At 66.8% G+C, this 18,116-nt stretch carries 31 protein-coding genes; 30 read left to right on the top strand and 1 reads right to left on the bottom strand.

What is annotated here, in order from left to right; genetic code table 11:
• The first annotated feature begins 6 nt into the window (after positions 1-6).
• From rplD to truA, 29 genes are all read left to right on the top strand, one after another.
• Positions 7-663, top strand: a complete 657-nt coding sequence (gene rplD, locus WN71_RS13090) for a 50S ribosomal protein L4 (protein ID WP_046583595.1) — start codon at positions 7-9, stop codon at positions 661-663.
• Positions 663-1,082 carry a 50S ribosomal protein L23 gene (rplW, locus tag WN71_RS13085; RefSeq protein ID WP_046583596.1) on the top strand — a complete coding sequence of 140 codons (420 nt, stop codon included), beginning with the start codon at positions 663-665 and terminating at the stop codon, positions 1,080-1,082. Before rplD ends, rplW begins: the two co-directional genes overlap by 1 nt.
• A gap of 38 nt (positions 1,083-1,120) precedes the next feature.
• Positions 1,121-1,957, top strand: a complete 837-nt coding sequence (gene rplB / locus WN71_RS13080; RefSeq protein WP_046583597.1) for a 50S ribosomal protein L2 — start codon at positions 1,121-1,123, stop codon at positions 1,955-1,957.
• A gap of 12 nt (positions 1,958-1,969) precedes the next feature.
• Positions 1,970-2,251 carry a 30S ribosomal protein S19 gene (gene rpsS, locus WN71_RS13075; RefSeq protein ID WP_003992359.1) on the top strand — a complete coding sequence of 94 codons (282 nt, stop codon included), beginning with the start codon at positions 1,970-1,972 and terminating at the stop codon, positions 2,249-2,251.
• Positions 2,252-2,295: 44 nt separating this feature from the next.
• Positions 2,296-2,643 (top strand): 50S ribosomal protein L22, encoded by a 348-nt coding sequence (gene rplV / locus WN71_RS13070; protein ID WP_019329637.1) that lies wholly within the window; start codon positions 2,296-2,298, stop codon positions 2,641-2,643.
• Entirely contained in the window at positions 2,643-3,464 is an 822-nt protein-coding gene (gene rpsC / locus WN71_RS13065; protein WP_014674374.1) for a 30S ribosomal protein S3, read from the top strand. The genes rplV and rpsC overlap by 1 nt, the downstream gene beginning before the upstream one ends.
• A gap of 5 nt (positions 3,465-3,469) precedes the next feature.
• A complete protein-coding gene (gene rplP, locus WN71_RS13060; protein ID WP_004927269.1) occupies positions 3,470-3,889 on the top strand; it encodes a 50S ribosomal protein L16 in 420 nt (139 codons plus the stop codon).
• Positions 3,889-4,113 (top strand): 50S ribosomal protein L29, encoded by a 225-nt coding sequence (rpmC, locus tag WN71_RS13055; protein WP_018564811.1) that lies wholly within the window; start codon positions 3,889-3,891, stop codon positions 4,111-4,113. The genes rplP and rpmC overlap by 1 nt, the downstream gene beginning before the upstream one ends.
• Positions 4,113-4,397 (top strand): 30S ribosomal protein S17, encoded by a 285-nt coding sequence (rpsQ, locus tag WN71_RS13050; protein ID WP_046583598.1) that lies wholly within the window; start codon positions 4,113-4,115, stop codon positions 4,395-4,397. Before rpmC ends, rpsQ begins: the two co-directional genes overlap by 1 nt.
• Positions 4,398-4,526: 129 nt before the next feature.
• Positions 4,527-4,895 carry a 50S ribosomal protein L14 gene (gene rplN / locus WN71_RS13045; RefSeq protein ID WP_003998823.1) on the top strand — a complete coding sequence of 123 codons (369 nt, stop codon included), beginning with the start codon at positions 4,527-4,529 and terminating at the stop codon, positions 4,893-4,895.
• A gap of 2 nt (positions 4,896-4,897) precedes the next feature.
• Positions 4,898-5,221: a 50S ribosomal protein L24 gene (gene rplX, locus WN71_RS13040; RefSeq protein ID WP_046583599.1), complete on the top strand. Its 324-nt coding sequence runs from the start codon at positions 4,898-4,900 to the stop codon at positions 5,219-5,221.
• Positions 5,221-5,778, top strand: a complete 558-nt coding sequence (gene rplE / locus WN71_RS13035) for a 50S ribosomal protein L5 (protein ID WP_046583600.1) — start codon at positions 5,221-5,223, stop codon at positions 5,776-5,778. Before rplX ends, rplE begins: the two co-directional genes overlap by 1 nt.
• Before the next feature lie 5 nt (positions 5,779-5,783).
• The gene (locus WN71_RS13030; RefSeq protein WP_003948630.1) at positions 5,784-5,969 is read left to right on the top strand and encodes a type Z 30S ribosomal protein S14; all 186 of its coding nucleotides are present in this window, start codon (positions 5,784-5,786) and stop codon (positions 5,967-5,969) included.
• 212 nt (positions 5,970-6,181) lie between these two features.
• Positions 6,182-6,580: a 30S ribosomal protein S8 gene (gene rpsH / locus WN71_RS13025; protein ID WP_007384075.1), complete on the top strand. Its 399-nt coding sequence runs from the start codon at positions 6,182-6,184 to the stop codon at positions 6,578-6,580.
• A gap of 24 nt (positions 6,581-6,604) precedes the next feature.
• Positions 6,605-7,144 (top strand): 50S ribosomal protein L6, encoded by a 540-nt coding sequence (gene rplF / locus WN71_RS13020; RefSeq protein WP_046583601.1) that lies wholly within the window; start codon positions 6,605-6,607, stop codon positions 7,142-7,144.
• Between the two features lie 3 nt (positions 7,145-7,147).
• The gene (rplR, locus tag WN71_RS13015) at positions 7,148-7,531 is read left to right on the top strand and encodes a 50S ribosomal protein L18 (RefSeq protein ID WP_046583602.1); all 384 of its coding nucleotides are present in this window, start codon (positions 7,148-7,150) and stop codon (positions 7,529-7,531) included.
• Between the two features lie 39 nt (positions 7,532-7,570).
• Positions 7,571-8,176: a 30S ribosomal protein S5 gene (gene rpsE / locus WN71_RS13010; protein WP_009190144.1), complete on the top strand. Its 606-nt coding sequence runs from the start codon at positions 7,571-7,573 to the stop codon at positions 8,174-8,176.
• A 2-nt stretch (positions 8,177-8,178) separates the two neighbouring features.
• Positions 8,179-8,361, top strand: a complete 183-nt coding sequence (gene rpmD, locus WN71_RS13005; protein WP_003974250.1) for a 50S ribosomal protein L30 — start codon at positions 8,179-8,181, stop codon at positions 8,359-8,361.
• Positions 8,362-8,363: 2 nt separating this feature from the next.
• Positions 8,364-8,819, top strand: a complete 456-nt coding sequence (gene rplO / locus WN71_RS13000; RefSeq protein ID WP_046583603.1) for a 50S ribosomal protein L15 — start codon at positions 8,364-8,366, stop codon at positions 8,817-8,819.
• 187 nt (positions 8,820-9,006) lie between these two features.
• A complete protein-coding gene (gene secY / locus WN71_RS12995; protein ID WP_046583604.1) occupies positions 9,007-10,320 on the top strand; it encodes a preprotein translocase subunit SecY in 1,314 nt (437 codons plus the stop codon).
• Positions 10,320-10,982 (top strand): adenylate kinase, encoded by a 663-nt coding sequence (locus WN71_RS12990; protein WP_046583605.1) that lies wholly within the window; start codon positions 10,320-10,322, stop codon positions 10,980-10,982. Before secY ends, WN71_RS12990 begins: the two co-directional genes overlap by 1 nt.
• 125 nt (positions 10,983-11,107) lie before the next feature.
• A complete protein-coding gene (map, locus tag WN71_RS12985; RefSeq protein WP_046583606.1) occupies positions 11,108-11,944 on the top strand; it encodes a type I methionyl aminopeptidase in 837 nt (278 codons plus the stop codon).
• Between the two features lie 258 nt (positions 11,945-12,202).
• Positions 12,203-12,424 carry a translation initiation factor IF-1 gene (gene infA / locus WN71_RS12980; protein WP_003948620.1) on the top strand — a complete coding sequence of 74 codons (222 nt, stop codon included), beginning with the start codon at positions 12,203-12,205 and terminating at the stop codon, positions 12,422-12,424.
• 59 nt (positions 12,425-12,483) lie between these two features.
• The gene (rpmJ, locus tag WN71_RS12975; protein WP_003998809.1) at positions 12,484-12,597 is read left to right on the top strand and encodes a 50S ribosomal protein L36; all 114 of its coding nucleotides are present in this window, start codon (positions 12,484-12,486) and stop codon (positions 12,595-12,597) included.
• Positions 12,598-12,785: 188 nt separating this feature from the next.
• A complete protein-coding gene (gene rpsM, locus WN71_RS12970) occupies positions 12,786-13,166 on the top strand; it encodes a 30S ribosomal protein S13 (protein WP_031167100.1) in 381 nt (126 codons plus the stop codon).
• A 64-nt stretch (positions 13,167-13,230) separates the two neighbouring features.
• A complete protein-coding gene (gene rpsK, locus WN71_RS12965; RefSeq protein ID WP_003956432.1) occupies positions 13,231-13,635 on the top strand; it encodes a 30S ribosomal protein S11 in 405 nt (134 codons plus the stop codon).
• A 133-nt stretch (positions 13,636-13,768) separates the two neighbouring features.
• Complete coding sequence (locus tag WN71_RS12960; protein WP_046583607.1) at positions 13,769-14,791, top strand: DNA-directed RNA polymerase subunit alpha; 1,023 nt, start codon at positions 13,769-13,771, stop codon at positions 14,789-14,791.
• Positions 14,792-14,954: 163 nt separating this feature from the next.
• Positions 14,955-15,449: a 50S ribosomal protein L17 gene (rplQ, locus tag WN71_RS12955; RefSeq protein ID WP_046583608.1), complete on the top strand. Its 495-nt coding sequence runs from the start codon at positions 14,955-14,957 to the stop codon at positions 15,447-15,449.
• A gap of 72 nt (positions 15,450-15,521) precedes the next feature.
• Positions 15,522-16,379, top strand: a complete 858-nt coding sequence (gene truA / locus WN71_RS12950) for a tRNA pseudouridine(38-40) synthase TruA (RefSeq protein WP_046583609.1) — start codon at positions 15,522-15,524, stop codon at positions 16,377-16,379.
• A gap of 34 nt (positions 16,380-16,413) precedes the next feature.
• Here the strand turns inward: truA and WN71_RS12945 are convergent, their stop codons facing one another.
• Positions 16,414-17,295: a hypothetical protein gene (locus tag WN71_RS12945; RefSeq protein ID WP_046583610.1), complete on the bottom strand. Its 882-nt coding sequence runs from the start codon at positions 17,293-17,295 to the stop codon at positions 16,414-16,416.
• Between the two features lie 347 nt (positions 17,296-17,642).
• Here WN71_RS12945 and rplM point away from each other — a divergent pair, with 347 nt between their 5' ends.
• Positions 17,643-18,086 (top strand): 50S ribosomal protein L13, encoded by a 444-nt coding sequence (gene rplM, locus WN71_RS12940; protein ID WP_046583612.1) that lies wholly within the window; start codon positions 17,643-17,645, stop codon positions 18,084-18,086.
• The last annotated feature ends 30 nt before the right edge of the window (positions 18,087-18,116 follow it).

The following is an 18,116-nucleotide window of genomic DNA, read 5'->3' as shown; positions in this document are numbered from 1 at the left end:
GTACCGATGAGCACTGTTGACATCCTTTCGCCTGCCGGCGAGAAGACCGGAACCGTCGAGCTCCCCGCGGAGATCTTCGGCGTGGAGAAGATCAGCATTCCGCTGATCCACCAGGTCGTCGTCGCGCAGAACGCGGCTGCCCGCCAGGGCACGCACAAGACGAAGACCCGTGGCGAGGTCCGTGGTGGTGGCAAGAAGCCTTACCGCCAGAAGGGCACCGGTCGCGCCCGTCAGGGCTCGACCCGCGCTCCGCAGTTCGCCGGCGGTGGCGTCGTCCACGGCCCGCAGCCGCGTGACTACTCGCAGCGGACCCCGAAGAAGATGAAGGCTGCCGCCCTGCGTCACGCCCTCACCGACCGGGCCCGCGCCAACCGCATTCACGTCGTCTCCGGCGTGATCGCGGGTGAGACCCCGTCCACGAAGGCCGCCAAGAGCCTGTTCGGCAAGATCTCGGAGCGCAAGAACCTGCTCCTGGTCGTCGAGCGCGCCGACGAGGCCGCGTGGCTGTCCGCCCGCAACCTGCCCCAGGTCCACATCCTGGAGCCGGGCCAGCTGAACACGTACGACGTGATCGTCTCGGACGACGTGGTCTTCACCCAGGCCGCTCTCGAGTCCTTCGTCGCCGGCCCGAAGGCCAACGACACCGAAGGGACCGAGGTCTGATGGCTACCCGTCACCCGAGCATCGCCTCGAAGGCGGCCAAGGCCGCCAAGGCCGCGCGCGTCGCCAAGGCGAAGCGCCACGAGGCCGAAGGCAAGAACACTGTCGAGACCCCGCTGAGCAAGTCGTACACGGACCCCCGTGACGTGCTGCTCAAGCCGGTCGTCTCGGAGAAGAGCTACGCGCTCCTCGACGAGAACAAGTACACGTTCATCGTCGACCCGAACGCCAACAAGACCCAGATCAAGCAGGCCGTCCAGGCGGTCTTCGACGTCAAGGTCACCGGGGTCAACACGATCAACCGCCAGGGCAAGCGCAAGCGGACCCGCACGGGCTTCGGCCAGCGTGCCGCCACCAAGCGCGCGATCGTGACCCTCGCCGAGGGCGACCGTATCGACATCTTCGGCGGTCCGACCGCGTAAGCGGGTCGGATCGTCCGATATCGGACGAGGACTGAGAAATGGGAATCCGCAAGTACAAGCCGACTACGCCGGGCCGTCGTGGCGCCAGCGTCGCCGACTTCGTCGAGGTCACGCGGTCCACGCCGGAGAAGTCGCTGGTCCGCCCGCTGCACAGCAAGGGCGGCCGTAACAACGCCGGTCGTGTGACCGTTCGCCACCAGGGTGGCGGACACAAGCGCGCCTACCGAGTGATCGACTTCCGTCGTCACGACAAGGACGGCGTGCCGGCGAAGGTCGCGCACATCGAGTACGACCCCAACCGCACCGCGCGCATCGCGCTGCTGCACTACGCGGACGGCGAGAAGCGCTACATCCTCGCCCCGCGCAACCTGCAGCAGGGCGACCGGGTGGAGAACGGTCCCGGGGCCGACATCAAGCCGGGCAACAACCTGGCCCTCCGCAACATCCCGGTCGGTACCACGGTCCACGCGATCGAGCTCCGTCCCGGTGGCGGCGCCAAGTTCGCCCGTTCCGCGGGTGCCTCGGTGCAGCTGCTCGCCCGTGAGGGCGCCATGGCGACCCTCCGTATGCCGTCCGGCGAGATCCGCATGGTGGACGCGCGCTGCCGCGCCACCGTCGGTGAGGTCGGCAACGCCGAGCAGTCGAACATCAACTGGGGCAAGGCCGGCCGCAAGCGGTGGCTGGGCGTTCGCCCGACCGTCCGTGGTGTCGTGATGAACCCGGTCGACCACCCGCACGGTGGTGGTGAGGGCCGGACCTCCGGTGGTCGCCACCCTGTGTCCCCGTGGGGCAAGAAGGAAGGCCGTACTCGTTCGCCCAAGAAGGCGTCGAACAAGTACATCGTCCGCCGCCGCAAGACGAACAAGAAGCGCTAAGGACGGGTTGAGATGCCTCGTAGCTTGAAGAAGGGGCCCTTCGTCGACGACCACCTCATCAAGAAGGTGGACGCCCAGAACGAAGCCGGCACCAAGAACGTCATCAAGACCTGGTCCCGCCGCTCGATGATCGTCCCGGCCATGCTGGGTCACACCCTCGCGGTGCACAACGGCAAGACCCACATCCCGGTGTTCGTCACCGAGTCGATGGTCGGCCACAAGCTCGGCGAGTTCTCGCCGACCCGCACCTTCCGGGGCCACGTCAAGGACGACCGGAAGTCGAAGCGCCGCTAACAGCGGATCGCATTCAGACACGTAAGTAACTGAGAGGGACAACCATGGAAGCCAGGGCCCAGGCGCGGTACATCCGCGTTACGCCCATGAAGGCCCGCCGCGTGGTGGACCTTATCCGTGGCATGGATGCCACGGAGGCTCAGGCTGTTCTGCGATTCGCTCCGCAGGCAGCCTCCGTGCCGGTCGGCAAGGTGCTCGACAGCGCCATCGCCAACGCCGCGCACAACTACGACCACACCGACGCCGACAGCCTCTACATCTCCGAGGCGTACGTCGACGAGGGCCCGACCCTGAAGCGGTTCCGGCCGCGCGCCCAGGGCCGTGCCTACCGGATCCGCAAGCGGACCAGCCACATCACCGTGGTCGTCAGCAGCAAGGAAGGAACCCGGTAATGGGCCAGAAGGTTAACCCGCATGGGTTCCGGCTCGGTGTCACGACCGACTTCAAGTCGCGTTGGTACGCCGACAAGCTGTACAAGGACTACGTCAAGGAAGACGTCGCCATCCGTCGGATGATGACGTCCGGCATGGAGCGCGCCGGCATCTCGAAGGTTGAGATCGAGCGCACCCGTGACCGCGTGCGGGTGGACATCCACACCGCTCGTCCGGGCATCGTCATCGGCCGCCGTGGCGCCGAGGCCGACCGCATCCGCGGCGACCTCGAGAAGCTCACGGGCAAGCAGGTCCAGCTGAACATCCTCGAGGTCAAGAACCCCGAGACGGACGCTCAGCTCGTGGCCCAGGCCGTCGCCGAGCAGCTCTCCTCCCGCGTCTCCTTCCGTCGGGCCATGCGCAAGAGCATGCAGTCCGCCATGAAGGCCGGCGCCAAGGGCATCAAGATCCAGTGCGGTGGCCGCCTCGGCGGCGCCGAGATGTCCCGCTCGGAGTTCTACCGCGAGGGCCGCGTGCCCCTGCACACGCTCCGCGCGAACGTGGACTACGGCTTCTTCGAGGCCAAGACGACCTTCGGCCGCATCGGCGTGAAGGTCTGGATCTACAAGGGCGATGTCAAGAACATCGCCGAGGTCCGCGCCGAGAACGCTGCGGCCCGTGCGGGTAACCGCCCGGCCCGCGGTGGTGCCGACCGCCCGGCCCGTGGTGGCCGTGGTGGCGAGCGGCGCGGTCGCAAGCCGCAGCAGGCTGCCGGCGCCGAGGCCCCCAAGGCCGAGGCTCCCGCCGCCGCTCCGGCTGAGAGCACCGGAACGGAGGCCTGACCGACATGCTGATCCCCCGTAGGGTCAAGCACCGCAAGCAGCACCACCCGAAGCGCCGCGGTCAGGCCAAGGGCGGTACGACGGTCGCGTTCGGCGAGTACGGCATTCAGGCCCTCACGCCGGCGTACGTGACCAACCGCCAGATCGAGGCGGCCCGTATCGCGATGACCCGCCACATCAAGCGTGGCGGCAAGGTCTGGATCAACATCTACCCGGACCGCCCGCTGACGAAGAAGCCTGCCGAGACCCGCATGGGTTCCGGTAAGGGTTCTCCGGAGTGGTGGATCGCGAACGTGCACCCGGGCCGGGTCATGTTCGAGCTGTCCTACCCCAACGAGAAGATCGCCCGTGAGGCCCTCACTCGCGCAGCCCACAAGCTGCCGATGAAGTGCCGGATCGTCAAGCGCGAGGCAGGTGAAGCGTGATGTCGGCCGGTACCAAGGCGTCCGAGCTGCGCGAGCTGGGCAACGAGGAGCTTCTGGGTAAGCTCCGCGAGGCCAAGGAAGAGCTGTTCAATCTCCGTTTCCAGGCGGCGACCGGACAGCTCGAGAACCACGGCCGTCTCAAGGCGGTCCGCAAGGACATCGCGCGGATCTACACCCTGATGCGCGAGCGTGAGCTGGGCATCGAAACGGTGGAGAACGCCTGATGAGCGAGAAGAACGTGACTGAGACTGCAGAGGCGCGCGGGTTCCGCAAGACCCGTGAGGGTCTCGTCGTCAGCGACAAGATGGACAAGACCGTCGTCGTCGCCGTCGAGGACCGCGTCAAGCACGCGCTGTACGGCAAGGTCATCCGCCGTACGAACAAGCTCAAGGCGCACGACGAGCAGAACGCCGCCGGCGTCGGCGACCGCGTCCTCCTGATGGAGACCCGGCCGCTTTCCGCCAGCAAGCGGTGGCGCGTCGTCGAGATCCTCGAGAAGGCCAAGTAAGCAACTCCCGCAAGGGAGTTCTTAAGCAGGGTTCCTGCGGGGCATCCCTCGCAGGACAGTTCCGCCAGGCTCCGGGAGCCGCTTCGCTGAGCGGCTCCCGGGGAACCGGCAGACACACAGGAGATAGACGTGATCCAGCAGGAGTCGCGACTGCGCGTCGCCGACAACACTGGTGCGAAGGAGATCCTTTGCATCCGTGTGCTCGGTGGCTCCGGTCGCCGCTACGCGGGCATCGGTGACGTCATCGTCGCCACCGTCAAGGACGCGATCCCCGGCGGCAACGTGAAGAAGGGTGACGTCGTCAAGGCGGTCATCGTTCGCACCGTCAAGGAGCGCCGCCGTCCGGACGGCTCGTACATCCGCTTCGACGAGAACGCCGCCGTCATTCTGAAGAACGACGGCGACCCTCGCGGCACCCGCATCTTCGGCCCGGTCGGCCGAGAGCTGCGCGAGAAGAAGTTCATGAAGATCATCTCGCTCGCGCCGGAGGTGCTGTAAGCATGAAGATCAAGAAGGGCGACCTGGTTCAGGTCATCACCGGTAAGGACAAGGGCAAGCAGGGCAAGGTCATTGCCGCTTACCCGAGCGACGAGCGCGTCCTGGTCGAGGGTGTCAACCGGGTCAAGAAGCACACCAAGGCCGGTCCGACCGCTCGCGGTTCGCAGGCCGGCGGCATCGTGACCACCGAGGCCCCGATCCACGTCTCCAACGTCCAGCTGGTCGTGGAGAAGGACGGTCAGAAGGTCGTCACGCGTGTCGGTTACCGCTTCGACGAAGAGGGCAACAAGATCCGCGTTGCCAAGCGGACGGGTGAGGACATCTGATGGCTACCACCACCACTCCGCGTCTGAAGACGAAGTACCGCGAGGAGATCGCGGGCAAGATGCGTGACGAGTTCAAGTACGAGAACGTCATGCAGATCCCCGGCCTCGTCAAGATCGTGGTCAACATGGGTGTCGGCGACGCCGCCCGTGACTCGAAGCTGATCGAGGGCGCGATCCGCGACCTGACCACCATCACCGGTCAGAAGCCGCAGGTCACCAAGGCTCGCAAGTCCATCGCGCAGTTCAAGCTGCGTGAGGGCCAGCCGATCGGTGCCCACGTCACGCTCCGTGGCGACCGCATGTGGGAGTTCCTGGACCGCACCCTGTCGCTCGCGCTCCCGCGCATCCGCGACTTCCGCGGCCTGTCCCCCAAGCAGTTCGACGGCCGTGGCAACTACACCTTCGGTCTCACGGAGCAGGTCATGTTCCACGAGATCGACCAGGACAAGATCGACCGTACCCGGGGCATGGACATCACCGTGGTCACCACGGCGACCAACGACGCTGAGGGCCGCGCGCTCCTTCGTCACCTCGGCTTCCCGTTCAAGGAGGCGTGAGCGAGATGGCGAAGAAGGCTCTGATTGCCAAGGCTGCTCGTAAGCCCAAGTTCGGTGTGCGTGGCTACACGCGCTGCCAGCGCTGCGGCCGCCCGCACTCCGTGTACCGCAAGTTCGGCCTGTGCCGCGTCTGCCTTCGTGAGATGGCTCACCGTGGCGAGCTGCCGGGCGTGACCAAGAGCTCCTGGTAATCCCCACTTTCAGGGATTCCGGAGTCTCTCGGTAAGCATCTGGGTGGGCAGGGGCCCTTCTCCGCATGCCGTAGGCTTGTGGGGTTGGGCGCCTGCTGCGCCCGTACGACTTACTACGCCGTAGGTCCACCGCGCCGCACCCGTCCCGTCTCGGATCGGGGAGAGGGATGGCGCACCAGGAAACCCCGGCGAGAGAGGCCGAAGGCCAATTCATGACCATGACTGATCCGATCGCAGACATGCTTACGCGTCTGCGAAACGCGAACTCGGCATACCACGACTCCGTGACGATGCCGGCATCGAAGATCAAGTCGCACATCGCGGAGATCCTCCAGCAGGAGGGCTTCATCACGGGCTGGAAGGTCGAGGACGCCGAGGTCGGCAAGAACCTCGTTCTCGAGCTGAAGTTCGGCCCGAACCGTGAGCGCTCCATCGCGGGCATCAAGCGGATCTCCAAGCCCGGTCTCCGGGTGTACGCGAAGTCCACCAACCTGCCGAAGGTGCTGGGCGGCCTCGGCGTGGCGATCATCTCCACGTCGCACGGGCTCCTCACCGACAAGCAGGCCGGCAAGAAGGGCGTGGGTGGGGAAGTCCTCGCCTACGTCTGGTAGCGGAAGGGAACGGAGGAAACAGCTATGTCGCGTATTGGCAAGCTCCCCATCACGGTTCCCGCCGGCGTGGACGTCACCATCGACGGCCGTACGGTCAAGGTCAAGGGCCCCAAGGGCGAGCTGACCCACACCGTCGTGGCGCCGATCGAGATCGTCAAGGGTGAGGAAGGCGTTCTGAACGTCACCCGCCCGAACGACGAGCGTCAGAACAAGGCCCTGCACGGCCTGTCCCGCACGCTGGTGGCGAACATGATCACCGGCGTGACCCAGGGTTACGTGAAGAAGCTCGAGATCAGTGGTGTCGGTTACCGCGTGACCGCCAAGGGTTCGAACCTCGAGTTCGCGCTCGGCTACAGCCACCCGATCACCGTCGAGGCCCCCGAGGGCATCACCTTCAAGGTGGAGGCCCCCACCCGGTTCTCGGTCGAGGGCATCGACAAGCAGAAGGTCGGCGAGGTTGCGGCCAACATCCGCAAGCTGCGCAAGCCTGACCCGTACAAGGCCAAGGGCGTCAAGTACGAGGGCGAAGTCATCCGCCGCAAGGTCGGAAAGGCGGGTAAGTAAGCCATGGCATACGGGCAGAAGATCCTCAAGGGCGACGCCTACAAGCGCGCCGCGATCAAGCGCCGTCACATCCGGATTCGTAAGAACCTTTCCGGTACTGCGGAGCGTCCCCGCCTGGTCGTTACCCGCTCCAACCGCCACATCGTGGCCCAGGTGATCGACGACCTCAAGGGGCACACCCTTGCGTCGGCGTCCACCCTGGACACCACGATCCGCGGTGGCGAGGGTGACAAGTCGGCCCAGGCCAAGCAGGTCGGCGCGCTTGTCGCCGAGCGTGCCAAGGCCGCGGGCGTCGAGGCTGTCGTGTTCGACCGTGGTGGCAACCAGTACGCCGGGCGCATTGCCGCTCTGGCGGACGCCGCCCGCGAAGCCGGGCTCAAGTTCTGAGCCTGCCGTAGCTAGCGGAAACAGAGAGAGGTAATTCCAATGGCTGGACCCCAGCGCCGCGGTGGCGGTGCCGGTGGCGGCGAGCGGCGGGACCGGAAGGGCCGTGACGGCGGCGCTGCTGCCGCCGAGAAGACCGCGTACGTTGAGCGCGTTGTCGCGATCAACCGCGTCGCCAAGGTTGTGAAGGGTGGTCGTCGCTTCAGCTTCACCGCGCTGGTCGTGGTGGGCGATGGTGACGGCACCGTCGGTGTCGGTTACGGCAAGGCCAAGGAGGTGCCGGCCGCCATCGCCAAGGGTGTTGAGGAGGCCAAGAAGCACTTCTTCAAGGTCCCCCGTATCCAGGGCACCATCCCGCACCCCATCCAGGGTGAGAAGGCTGCCGGCGTCGTCCTGCTCAAGCCCGCGTCCCCCGGTACCGGCGTCATCGCCGGTGGCCCGGTGCGTGCCGTGCTCGAGTGCGCCGGTATCCACGACGTGCTGTCGAAGTCGCTCGGCTCCGACAACGCGATCAACATCGTGCACGCGACCGTGGAGGCCCTGAAGGGTCTGCAGCGTCCCGAGGAGATCGCGGCCCGCCGTGGTCTGCCCCTCGAGGACGTCGCTCCCGCGGCTCTTCTCCGTGCGCGTGCCGGGGCGGGTGCGTAATCATGGCGCAGCTCAAGATTACGCAGGTCAAGTCCTACATCGGCAGCAAGCAGAACCACCGTGACACCCTGCGTTCCCTTGGTCTCAAGGGCATCAACACGCAGGTCGTCAAGGAGGACCGCCCCGAGTTCCGCGGCATGGTGCACACCGTCCGCCACCTCGTGACGGTCGAGGAGGTCGACTGATCATGGGTGAGCAGAACCCGCTCAAGATCCACAACCTTCGTCCCGCCCCGGGCGCCAAGACCGCCAAGACCCGTGTCGGTCGTGGTGAGGCGTCGAAGGGTAAGACGGCCGGTCGTGGTACCAAGGGTACGAAGGCCCGTTACCAGGTTCCGGAGCGCTTCGAGGGTGGCCAGATGCCCCTCCACATGCGCCTCCCGAAGCTGAAGGGCTTCAAGAACCCCTTCAAGGTCGAGTTCCAGGTCGTGAACCTCGACAAGCTGGCCGCGCTCTACCCCGAGGGTGGCGAGGTCACGGTCGAGGGTCTGGTGGCGAAGGGTGCCGTTCGCAAGAACAGCCTCGTCAAGGTCCTCGGCCAGGGCGAGATCACCGTGGCGCTCCAGGTGACGGTCGACGCCGTCTCCGGTTCCGCCAAGGAGAAGATCACCGCCGCCGGCGGCACGGTCACCGAGCTCGTCTGAGTCCTTCAGGCGCCTCTATGACCTAGAACGACCCGACCGGGGATACCTCACAATGGGGTATCCCCGGTTGGTCGTTCCTAGGGGGGCAGTGTCGCCGGTAAGGTGGCCTGCACTGTTGTTTTCCTCATTCGTCGAACCTCAAGACCGTCACCCTTGACGCACTTGCGCGGGGGTCGCAGGAGGCACCGTGCTCACCGCGTTCGCCCGGGCGTTCAGGACGCCCGACCTGCGCAAGAAGCTGCTCTTCACGCTGGGCATCATCGTGGTCTACCGGGTCGGTACCCACGTTCCGATCCCCGGCGTCAACTACAAAGCCGTCCAGACGTGCGTCACGGAGGCGTCGGGCAACCAGGGTCTGTTCGGCCTGGTCAACATGTTCAGCGGTGGCGCGCTGCTGCAGATCACGGTCTTCGCGCTCGGCATCATGCCGTACATCACGGCCAGCATCATTCTTCAGCTGCTGACCGTCGTGATCCCGCGTCTGGAGGCCCTCAAGAAGGAGGGTCAGGCCGGCACGGCGAAGATCACCCAGTACACCCGGTACCTGACGCTGGCGCTCGCCATCCTCCAGGGCACGGGTCTGGTGGCCACCGCGCGCAGCGGTGCGCTCTTCTCCGGCTGCACCGTCGCCACGAGCATCGTCCCGGACCAGGCGATCTTCACCACCATCACGATGGTGATCTGCATGACCGCCGGCACCTGTGTCGTGATGTGGCTCGGCGAGCTGATCACCGACCGCGGCATCGGCAACGGCATGTCGATCCTGATGTTCATCTCGATCGCCGCGACCTTCCCGTCCGCGCTGTGGTCGATCAAGAAGCAGGGCAAGCTGGCCGACGGCTGGATCGAGTTCGGCACGGTGATCCTGATCGGCCTGGTCATGGTCGGCCTGGTCGTCTTCGTCGAGCAGGCCCAGCGCCGCATCCCGGTGCAGTACGCGAAGCGGATGATCGGCCGCCGTTCCTACGGCGGCACGTCGACCTACATCCCGCTGAAGGTCAACCAGGCGGGTGTCATCCCGGTCATCTTCGCGTCGTCGCTGCTGTACATCCCGGCGCTGGTGGCGCAGTTCTCCGGCGGCAACTCCAGCTGGAAGACGTGGATCGAGCAGAACCTCACCAAGGGTGACCACCCGATCTACATCGTCTCCTACTTCTTGCTCATCGTGTTCTTCGCCTTCTTCTACGTGGCCATCTCCTTCAACCCCGAAGAAGTCGCCGACAACATGAAGAAGTATGGTGGCTTCATCCCGGGCATCCGGGCTGGCCGACCGACCGCTGAGTACCTCTCCTACGTGCTCAACCGGATCACCTGGCCGGGTTCGCTGTACTTGGGTCTGATCGCTCTTGTTCCGACGATGGCGTTGGTTGGCTTCGGGGCAAGCCAGAACTTCCCGTTCGGCGGTACCAGCATCCTCATCATCGTGGGTGTCGGTCTGGAGACGGTGAAGCAGATCGAGAGCCAGCTCCAGCAGCGCAATTACGAAGGGTTCCTCCGCTGATGCGTATCGTCCTCGTCGGGCCGCCGGGCGCCGGTAAGGGAACGCAGGCTGCGTTCCTCGCCAAGAACCTGTCGATCCCGCACATCTCCACGGGCGACCTCTTCCGCGCCAACATCAGCCAGCAGACGGAGCTCGGCAAGCTGGCCAAGTCCTACATGGACGCGGGCAACCTGGTGCCGGACGAGGTCACCATCGCGATGGCCAAGGACCGCATGGAGCAGCCGGACGCCGTGGGCGGCTTCCTGCTCGACGGGTTCCCGCGCAATGTCTCGCAGGCCGAGGCGCTGGACGAGCTGCTGAAGACCGAGGGCATCCGGCTGGACGCGGTGCTCGACCTGGAAGTGCCCGAGGAAGAGGTCGTCAAGCGCATCGCGGGCCGCCGCATCTGCCGCAACGACTCCGCGCACGTGTTCCACGTGACGTACACGCCCCCGAAGAAGGACGGCGTCTGCGACATCTGCGGCGGCGAGCTGTACCAGCGCGACGACGACTCCGAGGACACGGTCCGCACGCGGCTGGAGGTCTACCACACGCAGACCGAGCCGATCATCGACTACTACAAGGCCCAGGGCCTGGTGGTCACGATCTCGGCGCTCGGCAAGGTGGACGAGGTCACCGCGCGGGCCATGGAGGCGATAAAGCGCAAGGACGACGACCGGTAGGTCGACGGATCGTCTCGGCCGTGGCGCCCGGCCCCCGGGTCCTTCCCGGGGAAACCCGGGCGCCACGGCCGTACTGTTGGGTACGTAACCGGTGGACGCGAGTGACGGAGAGCGCAGGACCCCCCATGGTGCAGATCAAGAGCCCCGAGCAGATCGCCAGGATGCGCGAGGCGGGGCTGGTGGTCGCCGCCATCCACGCCGCCACCCGTGAGGCCGCCGTGCCCGGGGCCACCACCCGGGATCTGGACCAGGTCGCCCGCAAGGTGCTCGCCGAGCACAACGCCAAGCCGAACTTCCTCGGCTACGGCGGCTTCCCGGCCACCATCTGCACCTCCGTCAACGAGGTCGTGGTCCACGGCATCCCCTCCGACGAGGTCGTCCTGAAGGACGGCGACGTCATCTCCATCGACTGCGGCGCGATCATCGACGGCTGGCACGGCGACGCGGCGTACACCGCGTTCGTGGGCTCCGGCCACGCGCCCGAGCTGATCGAGCTCTCCCGGGTGACCGAGGAATCGATGTGGGCGGGCATCGCGGCGATGAAGCAGGGCAACCGGCTCGTCGACATCTCCCGCGCGATCGAGACGTACATCCGCCGCCAGCCGAAGCCCGGCGGCGGCAAGTACGGGATCATCGAGGACTACGGCGGCCACGGCATCGGCACCGAGATGCACATGGACCCGCATCTGCTGAACTACGTCGACCGCCGCCGCGGCAAGGGCCCCAAGCTGGTCCCCGGCTTCTGCCTGGCCATCGAGCCGATGGTCTCCCTCGGCACCGCGCGCACGAAGGTCCTCGAGGACGACTGGACGGTCATCACGACCGACGGCACCTGGTCCTCCCACTGGGAGCACTCCGTCGCCCTCACCGAGCAGGGCCCCCTGGTCCTGACGGCCCCCGACGGGGGCCGGGCGAAGCTCGCCGAGCACGGCGTCGTCGCGGCGCCGGACCCGCTGGCCTGAGGGCCGGCCGGAACCCTGTCCCACCGGCCCGAGCGGCCGGTGGCGCGGAGGCGCGCCCGCTCTCGGCGGCGGGCGGAAGCCCTCTCTCGAACAAAGCCCGCATGGTGATCTCCGACATGGGGCAGACTTTCTCGATTCGTCTTTCCGGGTGCGCTGACGTAGACTGACTCGTCGGCTCTCGTGCACCCGCATGTCCGCATGCGCCCGTAAGGGAAACGCAAGTGAGTCGATCAAGGTAGTCGATTCGAAGGGCGAAGCGTGGCCAAGAAGCAAGGTGCCATCGAGATCGAGGGCACTGTCGTCGAGTCTCTTCCGAACGCCATGTTCAAGGTCGAGCTCCAGAACGGCCACCAGGTCCTGGCACACATCAGCGGCAAGATGCGTATGCACTACATCCGCATCCTCCCTGACGACCGGGTCGTGGTGGAGCTGTCTCCGTACGACCTGACGCGTGGCCGGATCGTCTACCGCTACAAGTAGATCTTGCCCGCGCCTCGTTCCGGCGAGGCGGTGGCACTGACCCGGAGAACCTCAATCCCATGAAGGTCAAGCCGAGCGTCAAGAAGATCTGCGACAAGTGCAGGGTGATCCGCCGTCACGGTCGGGTCATGGTCATCTGCGAGAACCCGCGCCACAAGCAGCGCCAGGGCTGACGCAGGACCGATCCCTCTGCACGATTCGCAGAGATTCGCGCGACGCAAGCTGAATTGTTCATACGCAGAATCCGAGCCCTCGTGGCTCGACACCCCCGGTTCGGAGGCCGGGGACCCAGTCCGTACCTCGTACGGCGGCTGGGAGCCGGTTCTGCGGAAGACCTCCGAAGATCAACTGGAGCCATTGAATGGCACGCGTTTCCGGTGTTGACATCCCGCGCGAAAAGCGCGTGGAGGTCGCCCTCACCTACGTGTTCGGCATCGGCCGCACGCTCTCCCAGCAGACGCTGGCCGAGACCGGCATCGACCCGAACACTCGCGTCCGTGACCTGACCGAAGAGCAGCTGGTCGCGATCCGCGAGTACGTCGACAACAACATCAAGACCGAGGGTGACCTCCGTCGCGAGATCCAGGCCGACATCCGCCGCAAGGTCGAGATCGGCTGCTACCAGGGTCTGCGTCACCGCCGCGGCCTGCCCGTCCGCGGTCAGCGCACCAGCACCAACGCCCGCACCCGCAAGGGCCCGCGTCGCGCCATCGCCGGCAAGAAGAAGCCGGGCAAGAAGTAGTCCGCAGCGGACACCTGTCCACGGTCTTCGCTGTAGGACCGACCACCTCCCGTAGGAGTTAAGGATGCCCCCCAAGGGTCGTCAGGGCGCTGCCAAGAAGGTGCGCCGCAAGGAAAAGAAGAACGTCGCTCACGGCCACGCGCACATCAAGAGCACGTTCAACAACACGATCGTCTCGATCACGGACCCGTCCGGCAACGTGATCTCCTGGGCCTCGGCCGGCCACGTCGGCTTCAAGGGCTCCCGGAAGTCCACGCCGTTCGCCGCGCAGATGGCCGCCGAGTCGGCTGCCCGCCGCGCTCAGGAGCACGGCATGCGCAAGGTCGACGTGTTCGTGAAGGGCCCGGGTTCCGGTCGCGAGACCGCGATCCGCTCCCTGCAGGCCACGGGCCTCGAGGTCGGCTCCATCCAGGACGTCACCCCGACCCCGCACAACGGCTGCCGTCCGCCGAAGCGCCGCCGCGTCTGACGCGCGTCGCTCCGCGGATTCCGCGGTTTCGGGTTCCGGGCGGTACGACTCCGAAAGGGGCGTACCGCCCGTACCCTTGCAGTACAGAGTCGGGCGTCAAATAGCGGGCGCCCCTGACTGAAGGATTGACTTCATGCTGATCGCTCAGCGTCCCTCGTTGACCGAAGAGGTCGTAGACGAGTTCCGCTCCCGGTTCGTGATCGAGCCGCTGGAGCCGGGCTTCGGCTACACGCTCGGCAACTCGCTCCGCCGTACCCTCCTGTCCTCGATCCCGGGTGCCGCCGTCACGAGCATCCGCGTCGACGGCGTCCTGCACGAGTTCACCACCGTGCCGGGTGTCAAGGAGGACGTCACCGACCTGATCCTCAACATCAAGCAGCTGGTCGTCTCCTCGGAGCACGACGAGCCGGTCGTGATGTACCTGCGCAAGCAGGGCCCGGGTCTGGTCACCGCCGCCGACATCGCGCCCCCGGCCGGTGTCGAGGTGCACAACCCCGACCTCGTCCTCGCCACGCTCAACGGCAAGGGCAAGCTGGAGATGGAGCTGACCGTCGAGCGCGGTCGCGGCTACGTCTCCGCCGTTCAGAACAAGCAGGTCGGTCAGGAGATCGGGCGCATCCCGGTCGACTCGATCTACTCGCCGGTCCTGAAGGTCACGTACAAGGTCGAGGCCACGCGTGTCGAGCAGCGCACCGACTTCGACAAGCTGATCGTCGACGTCGAGACCAAGCAGGCGATGCGTCCGCGTGACGCCATGGCCTCCGCCGGTAAGACGCTGGTCGAGCTGTTCGGTCTCGCCCGCGAGCTGAACATCGACGCCGAGGGCATCGACATGGGTCCGTCCCCGACGGACGCCGCCCTGGCCGCCGATCTGGCGCTGCCGATCGAGGAGCTCGAGCTCACCGTTCGGTCGTACAACTGCCTCAAGCGCGAGGGCATCCACTCCGTGGGTGAGCTCGTCGCCCGCTCGGAGGCCGACCTGCTCGACATCCGCAACTTCGGTGCGAAGTCGATCGACGAGGTCAAGGCGAAGCTGGCCGGCATGGGCCTCGCGCTCAAGGACAGCCCGCCCGGATTCGACCCCACGGCTGCGGCTGACGCCTTCGGCGCGGATGACGACGTGGATGCCGGGTTCGTCGAGACCGAGCAGTACTGATCGCTCCGCGAGGATCGGCAGCACTGCCACTGCGGGTCGGCTGTGGCTGGTCGCGCAGTTCCCCGCGCCCCTCTGGGGCGCGGGGTCTCCGACAGACAACCGTCTGCTCGGATACTGACCTCGGTACCTGACACGGCCGGGGCAGACACACAGGAGAAGAACCATGCCGAAGCCCACCAAGGGTGCCCGTCTGGGCGGCAGCGCCGCGCACGAGAAGCTGCTCCTCGCGAACCTCGCGAAGGCGCTGTTCGAGCACGGCCGTATCACCACCACCGAGGCGAAGGCCCGCCGCCTGCGCCCGTACGCCGAGCGTCTGGTCACCAAGGCGAAGAAGGGCGACCTTCACAACCGCCGTCAGGTGCTCCAGGTCATCACGGACAAGAGCGTCGTCCACACGCTCTTCACCGAGATCGGCCCGCGCTACGAGAACCGCCCCGGTGGCTACACCCGCATCACCAAGATCGGTAACCGCCGTGGCGACAACGCGCCCATGGCCGTCATCGAGCTGGTCGAGGCCCTGACCGTCGCCCAGCAGGCGACCGGTGAGGCCGAGGCCGCCACCAAGCGTGCGGTCAAGGAGACCGAGGCGGCCAAGGTCGAGGAGACCCAGGTCGACGAGGTCACCGAGGACGCGGCCGAGGAGTCCAAGGACGCCTGAGGCTCTGCCTTGCAGTGAACGGGTCCGCCCCTCGGGGCGGGCCCGTTCCGCGTTTCCTGAGAGGATCCAGGGGTGAGTGACGAAGTACAGCCCGGACACGTTCGTATTCGGCTCGATCTGTCCTACGACGGGGCCGGCTTTCACGGGTGGGCCAAGCAGGCCGGTGGCAAGCGGACCGTGCAGGGGGAGATCGAGGACGCGCTGCGGACGGTGACGCGGTCGGGGGAGACGACGTACGAGCTGACCGTCGCCGGGCGCACCGACGCCGGGGTGCACGCGCGCGGCCAGGTCGCGCACGTGGACCTGCCGGCCGGGCTGTGGGAGGAGCACCGCGAGAAGCTGCTGAAGCGGCTCGCCGGGCGGCTGGCCAAGGACGTCCGGATCTGGTCGCTCACCGAGGCCCCCGCGGGCTTCAACGCCCGCTTCTCGGCGATCTGGCGGCGCTACGCGTACCGGGTCACGGACAGCCCGGGGGGCGTCGACCCGCTGCTGCGCGGGCACGTGCTGTGGCACGACTGGCCGCTCGACGTCGACGCCATGAACGAGGCCGCCCGGCGGCTGCTCGGCGAGCACGACTTCGCGGCGTACTGCAAGAAGCGGGAGGGCGCGACCACCATCCGCACGCTGCAGGAGCTGAGCCTGGTGCGTGGCGAGGACGGGATCGTGACCGCGACCGTGCGGGCCGACGCGTTCTGCCACAACATGGTGCGCTCGCTGATCGGCGCGCTTCTGTTCGTGGGTGACGGGCACCGCGGTCCCGAGTGGCCGGGCAAGGTGCTCGCGGCGGGCGTACGGGACTCGGCGGTGCATGTCGTACGACCGCACGGGCTGACCCTGGAGGAGGTCGGCTACCCCGCCGACGAGCTGCTCGCGGCGCGCAACAAGGAGGCGCGCAACAAGCGGTCGCTGCCCGCGGCGGGGTGCTGCTGAGAGGGGTCCGGCCCCGGTCGGGGGCCGGAACCGGTCACTGGGCGGCGGCCGACGCCTGGGCCTGACCGCGGCGGGCGATCTGGCGGAAGGTGAACTCGGCCAGGTCGTCGCCGGCGGAGAAGACCTTGGTGTCCTTGGTCGTGACGTCCTTGCCGTTGGTGAAGCCGGCGAGGGTGAAGTAGTCGTAGCGGCCGTAGGAGTTCGTGGTCGAGCGGCAGATCGCGGAGTTGCAGAAGGACTTCACGCCCTCCCCGGCGACCGCCTTCACGATGCTCTTGGTGTCGGCCTGCCCCTTGGCCTTGGTGGCCTGCGCCTCGGTGTCGAAGACGGCGACACCGACGGTGACCGCGACGCCGTCCTTGACGTACGTCACCCGGATCACGCGGGTGCAGTGGTTGGCGGTCAGGACCTTCGCCAGGGTGCCCTGCACGGCCGAGGCGCACTTCTGCGTGTCGGCGGTGGCGCCCTTCTTGTAGACGGTGTCGCCCACGGTCAGCTGGGTGCCCGGGAAGAGGGTGTCGGCGCTCAGCGGGGCCGTGTCCTTCTTCACATCGGCGATGAAGTCCTTGGGGTCCAGCGGAGGCGGCGCCGTGGTCGGCTCGAAGGACGGCGCGGACGAGGCCGAGCCGCTGGGTATGGAGCCGCTCGCGGGCAGGTCGCTCGGACCGTTCGACGCGTTGTCGTCGCCGTTCGCCGAGACCACGCCCATGGCGACCGCGGTGGCGATGCCGACCGTGGCGAGGACGCCGCCCCCGATGAACAGCAGCTTGCGCCGCTTGTTGCGGTTGTCGCGCTCGTCCGCGAGTGCGGCCCAGTCCGGGGTCTGGTCGCTGCCGCCCTCACCGGTCCAGGGCTGCTGCGAATTCGGTTTCCAGGGATCCCACTGTGACTGAGGTCCCCCCTGCCCATAGCTCATGGGGCGCATCTTAGACGTGGGTACGGGGGTGCCGGTGGGCCCGTACCGGAGGTGATAGAGGACCTTTGGCGCAGGGCGGACCATCTCGCCCACGGACCCGTGGCGAGGGGTGTCCGACGTGGCCGCCGGGAGCTCGTTTTGACCCGTACGGGGACTCACCGGTATTCTGCTTCTTCGTTGTGTATTGGCTTGGCTCTTCTCACGGACCCGGCCCTTACACCGGTCCACCGGGCCGATGACCAGCGACCAGCACGCGGTTTGCGTCACCGCAGTGCAGTCAGGGCTGTCGTGATCGTCTTCGGTGACCTTGTCAGGACCATTCTCCGAAGAAGCGAAGGCTACGAACCGTGCGTACGTACAGCCCCAAGCCCGGCGATGTGACGCGCCAGTGGCACGTCATCGACGCTCAGGACATCGTCCTGGGCCGTCTCGCCTCCACCGCAGCGTCCCTCCTCCGGGGCAAGCACAAGCCGATCTACGCCCCGCACGTCGACACCGGTGACTTCGTCGTCATCATCAACGCCGACAAGGTGCACCTCTCCGGCAACAAGCGGACGCAGAAGATGGCGTACCGTCACTCCGGCTACCCGGGCGGTCTGCGCTCGGTGCGCTACGACGAGCTGCTGGACAAGAACCCCGAGAAGGCCATCGAGAAGGCCGTCAAGGGCATGCTCCCCAAGAACACGCTGGGCCGTCAGATGCTCTCGAAGCTGAAGGTCTACAAGGGTGACCAGCACCCGCACGGCGCGCAGCAGCCGCAGCCGTTCGAGATCACCCAGGTCGCGCAGTAGTTCCGGCCACCCCCTAAGACTGAAGAGAAT

The organism is Streptomyces mangrovisoli (assembly GCF_000974985.2).
Classification (GTDB): domain Bacteria; phylum Actinomycetota; class Actinomycetes; order Streptomycetales; family Streptomycetaceae; genus Streptomyces; species Streptomyces mangrovisoli.
This window is presented reverse-complemented; position numbering and strand designations above follow the sequence as displayed.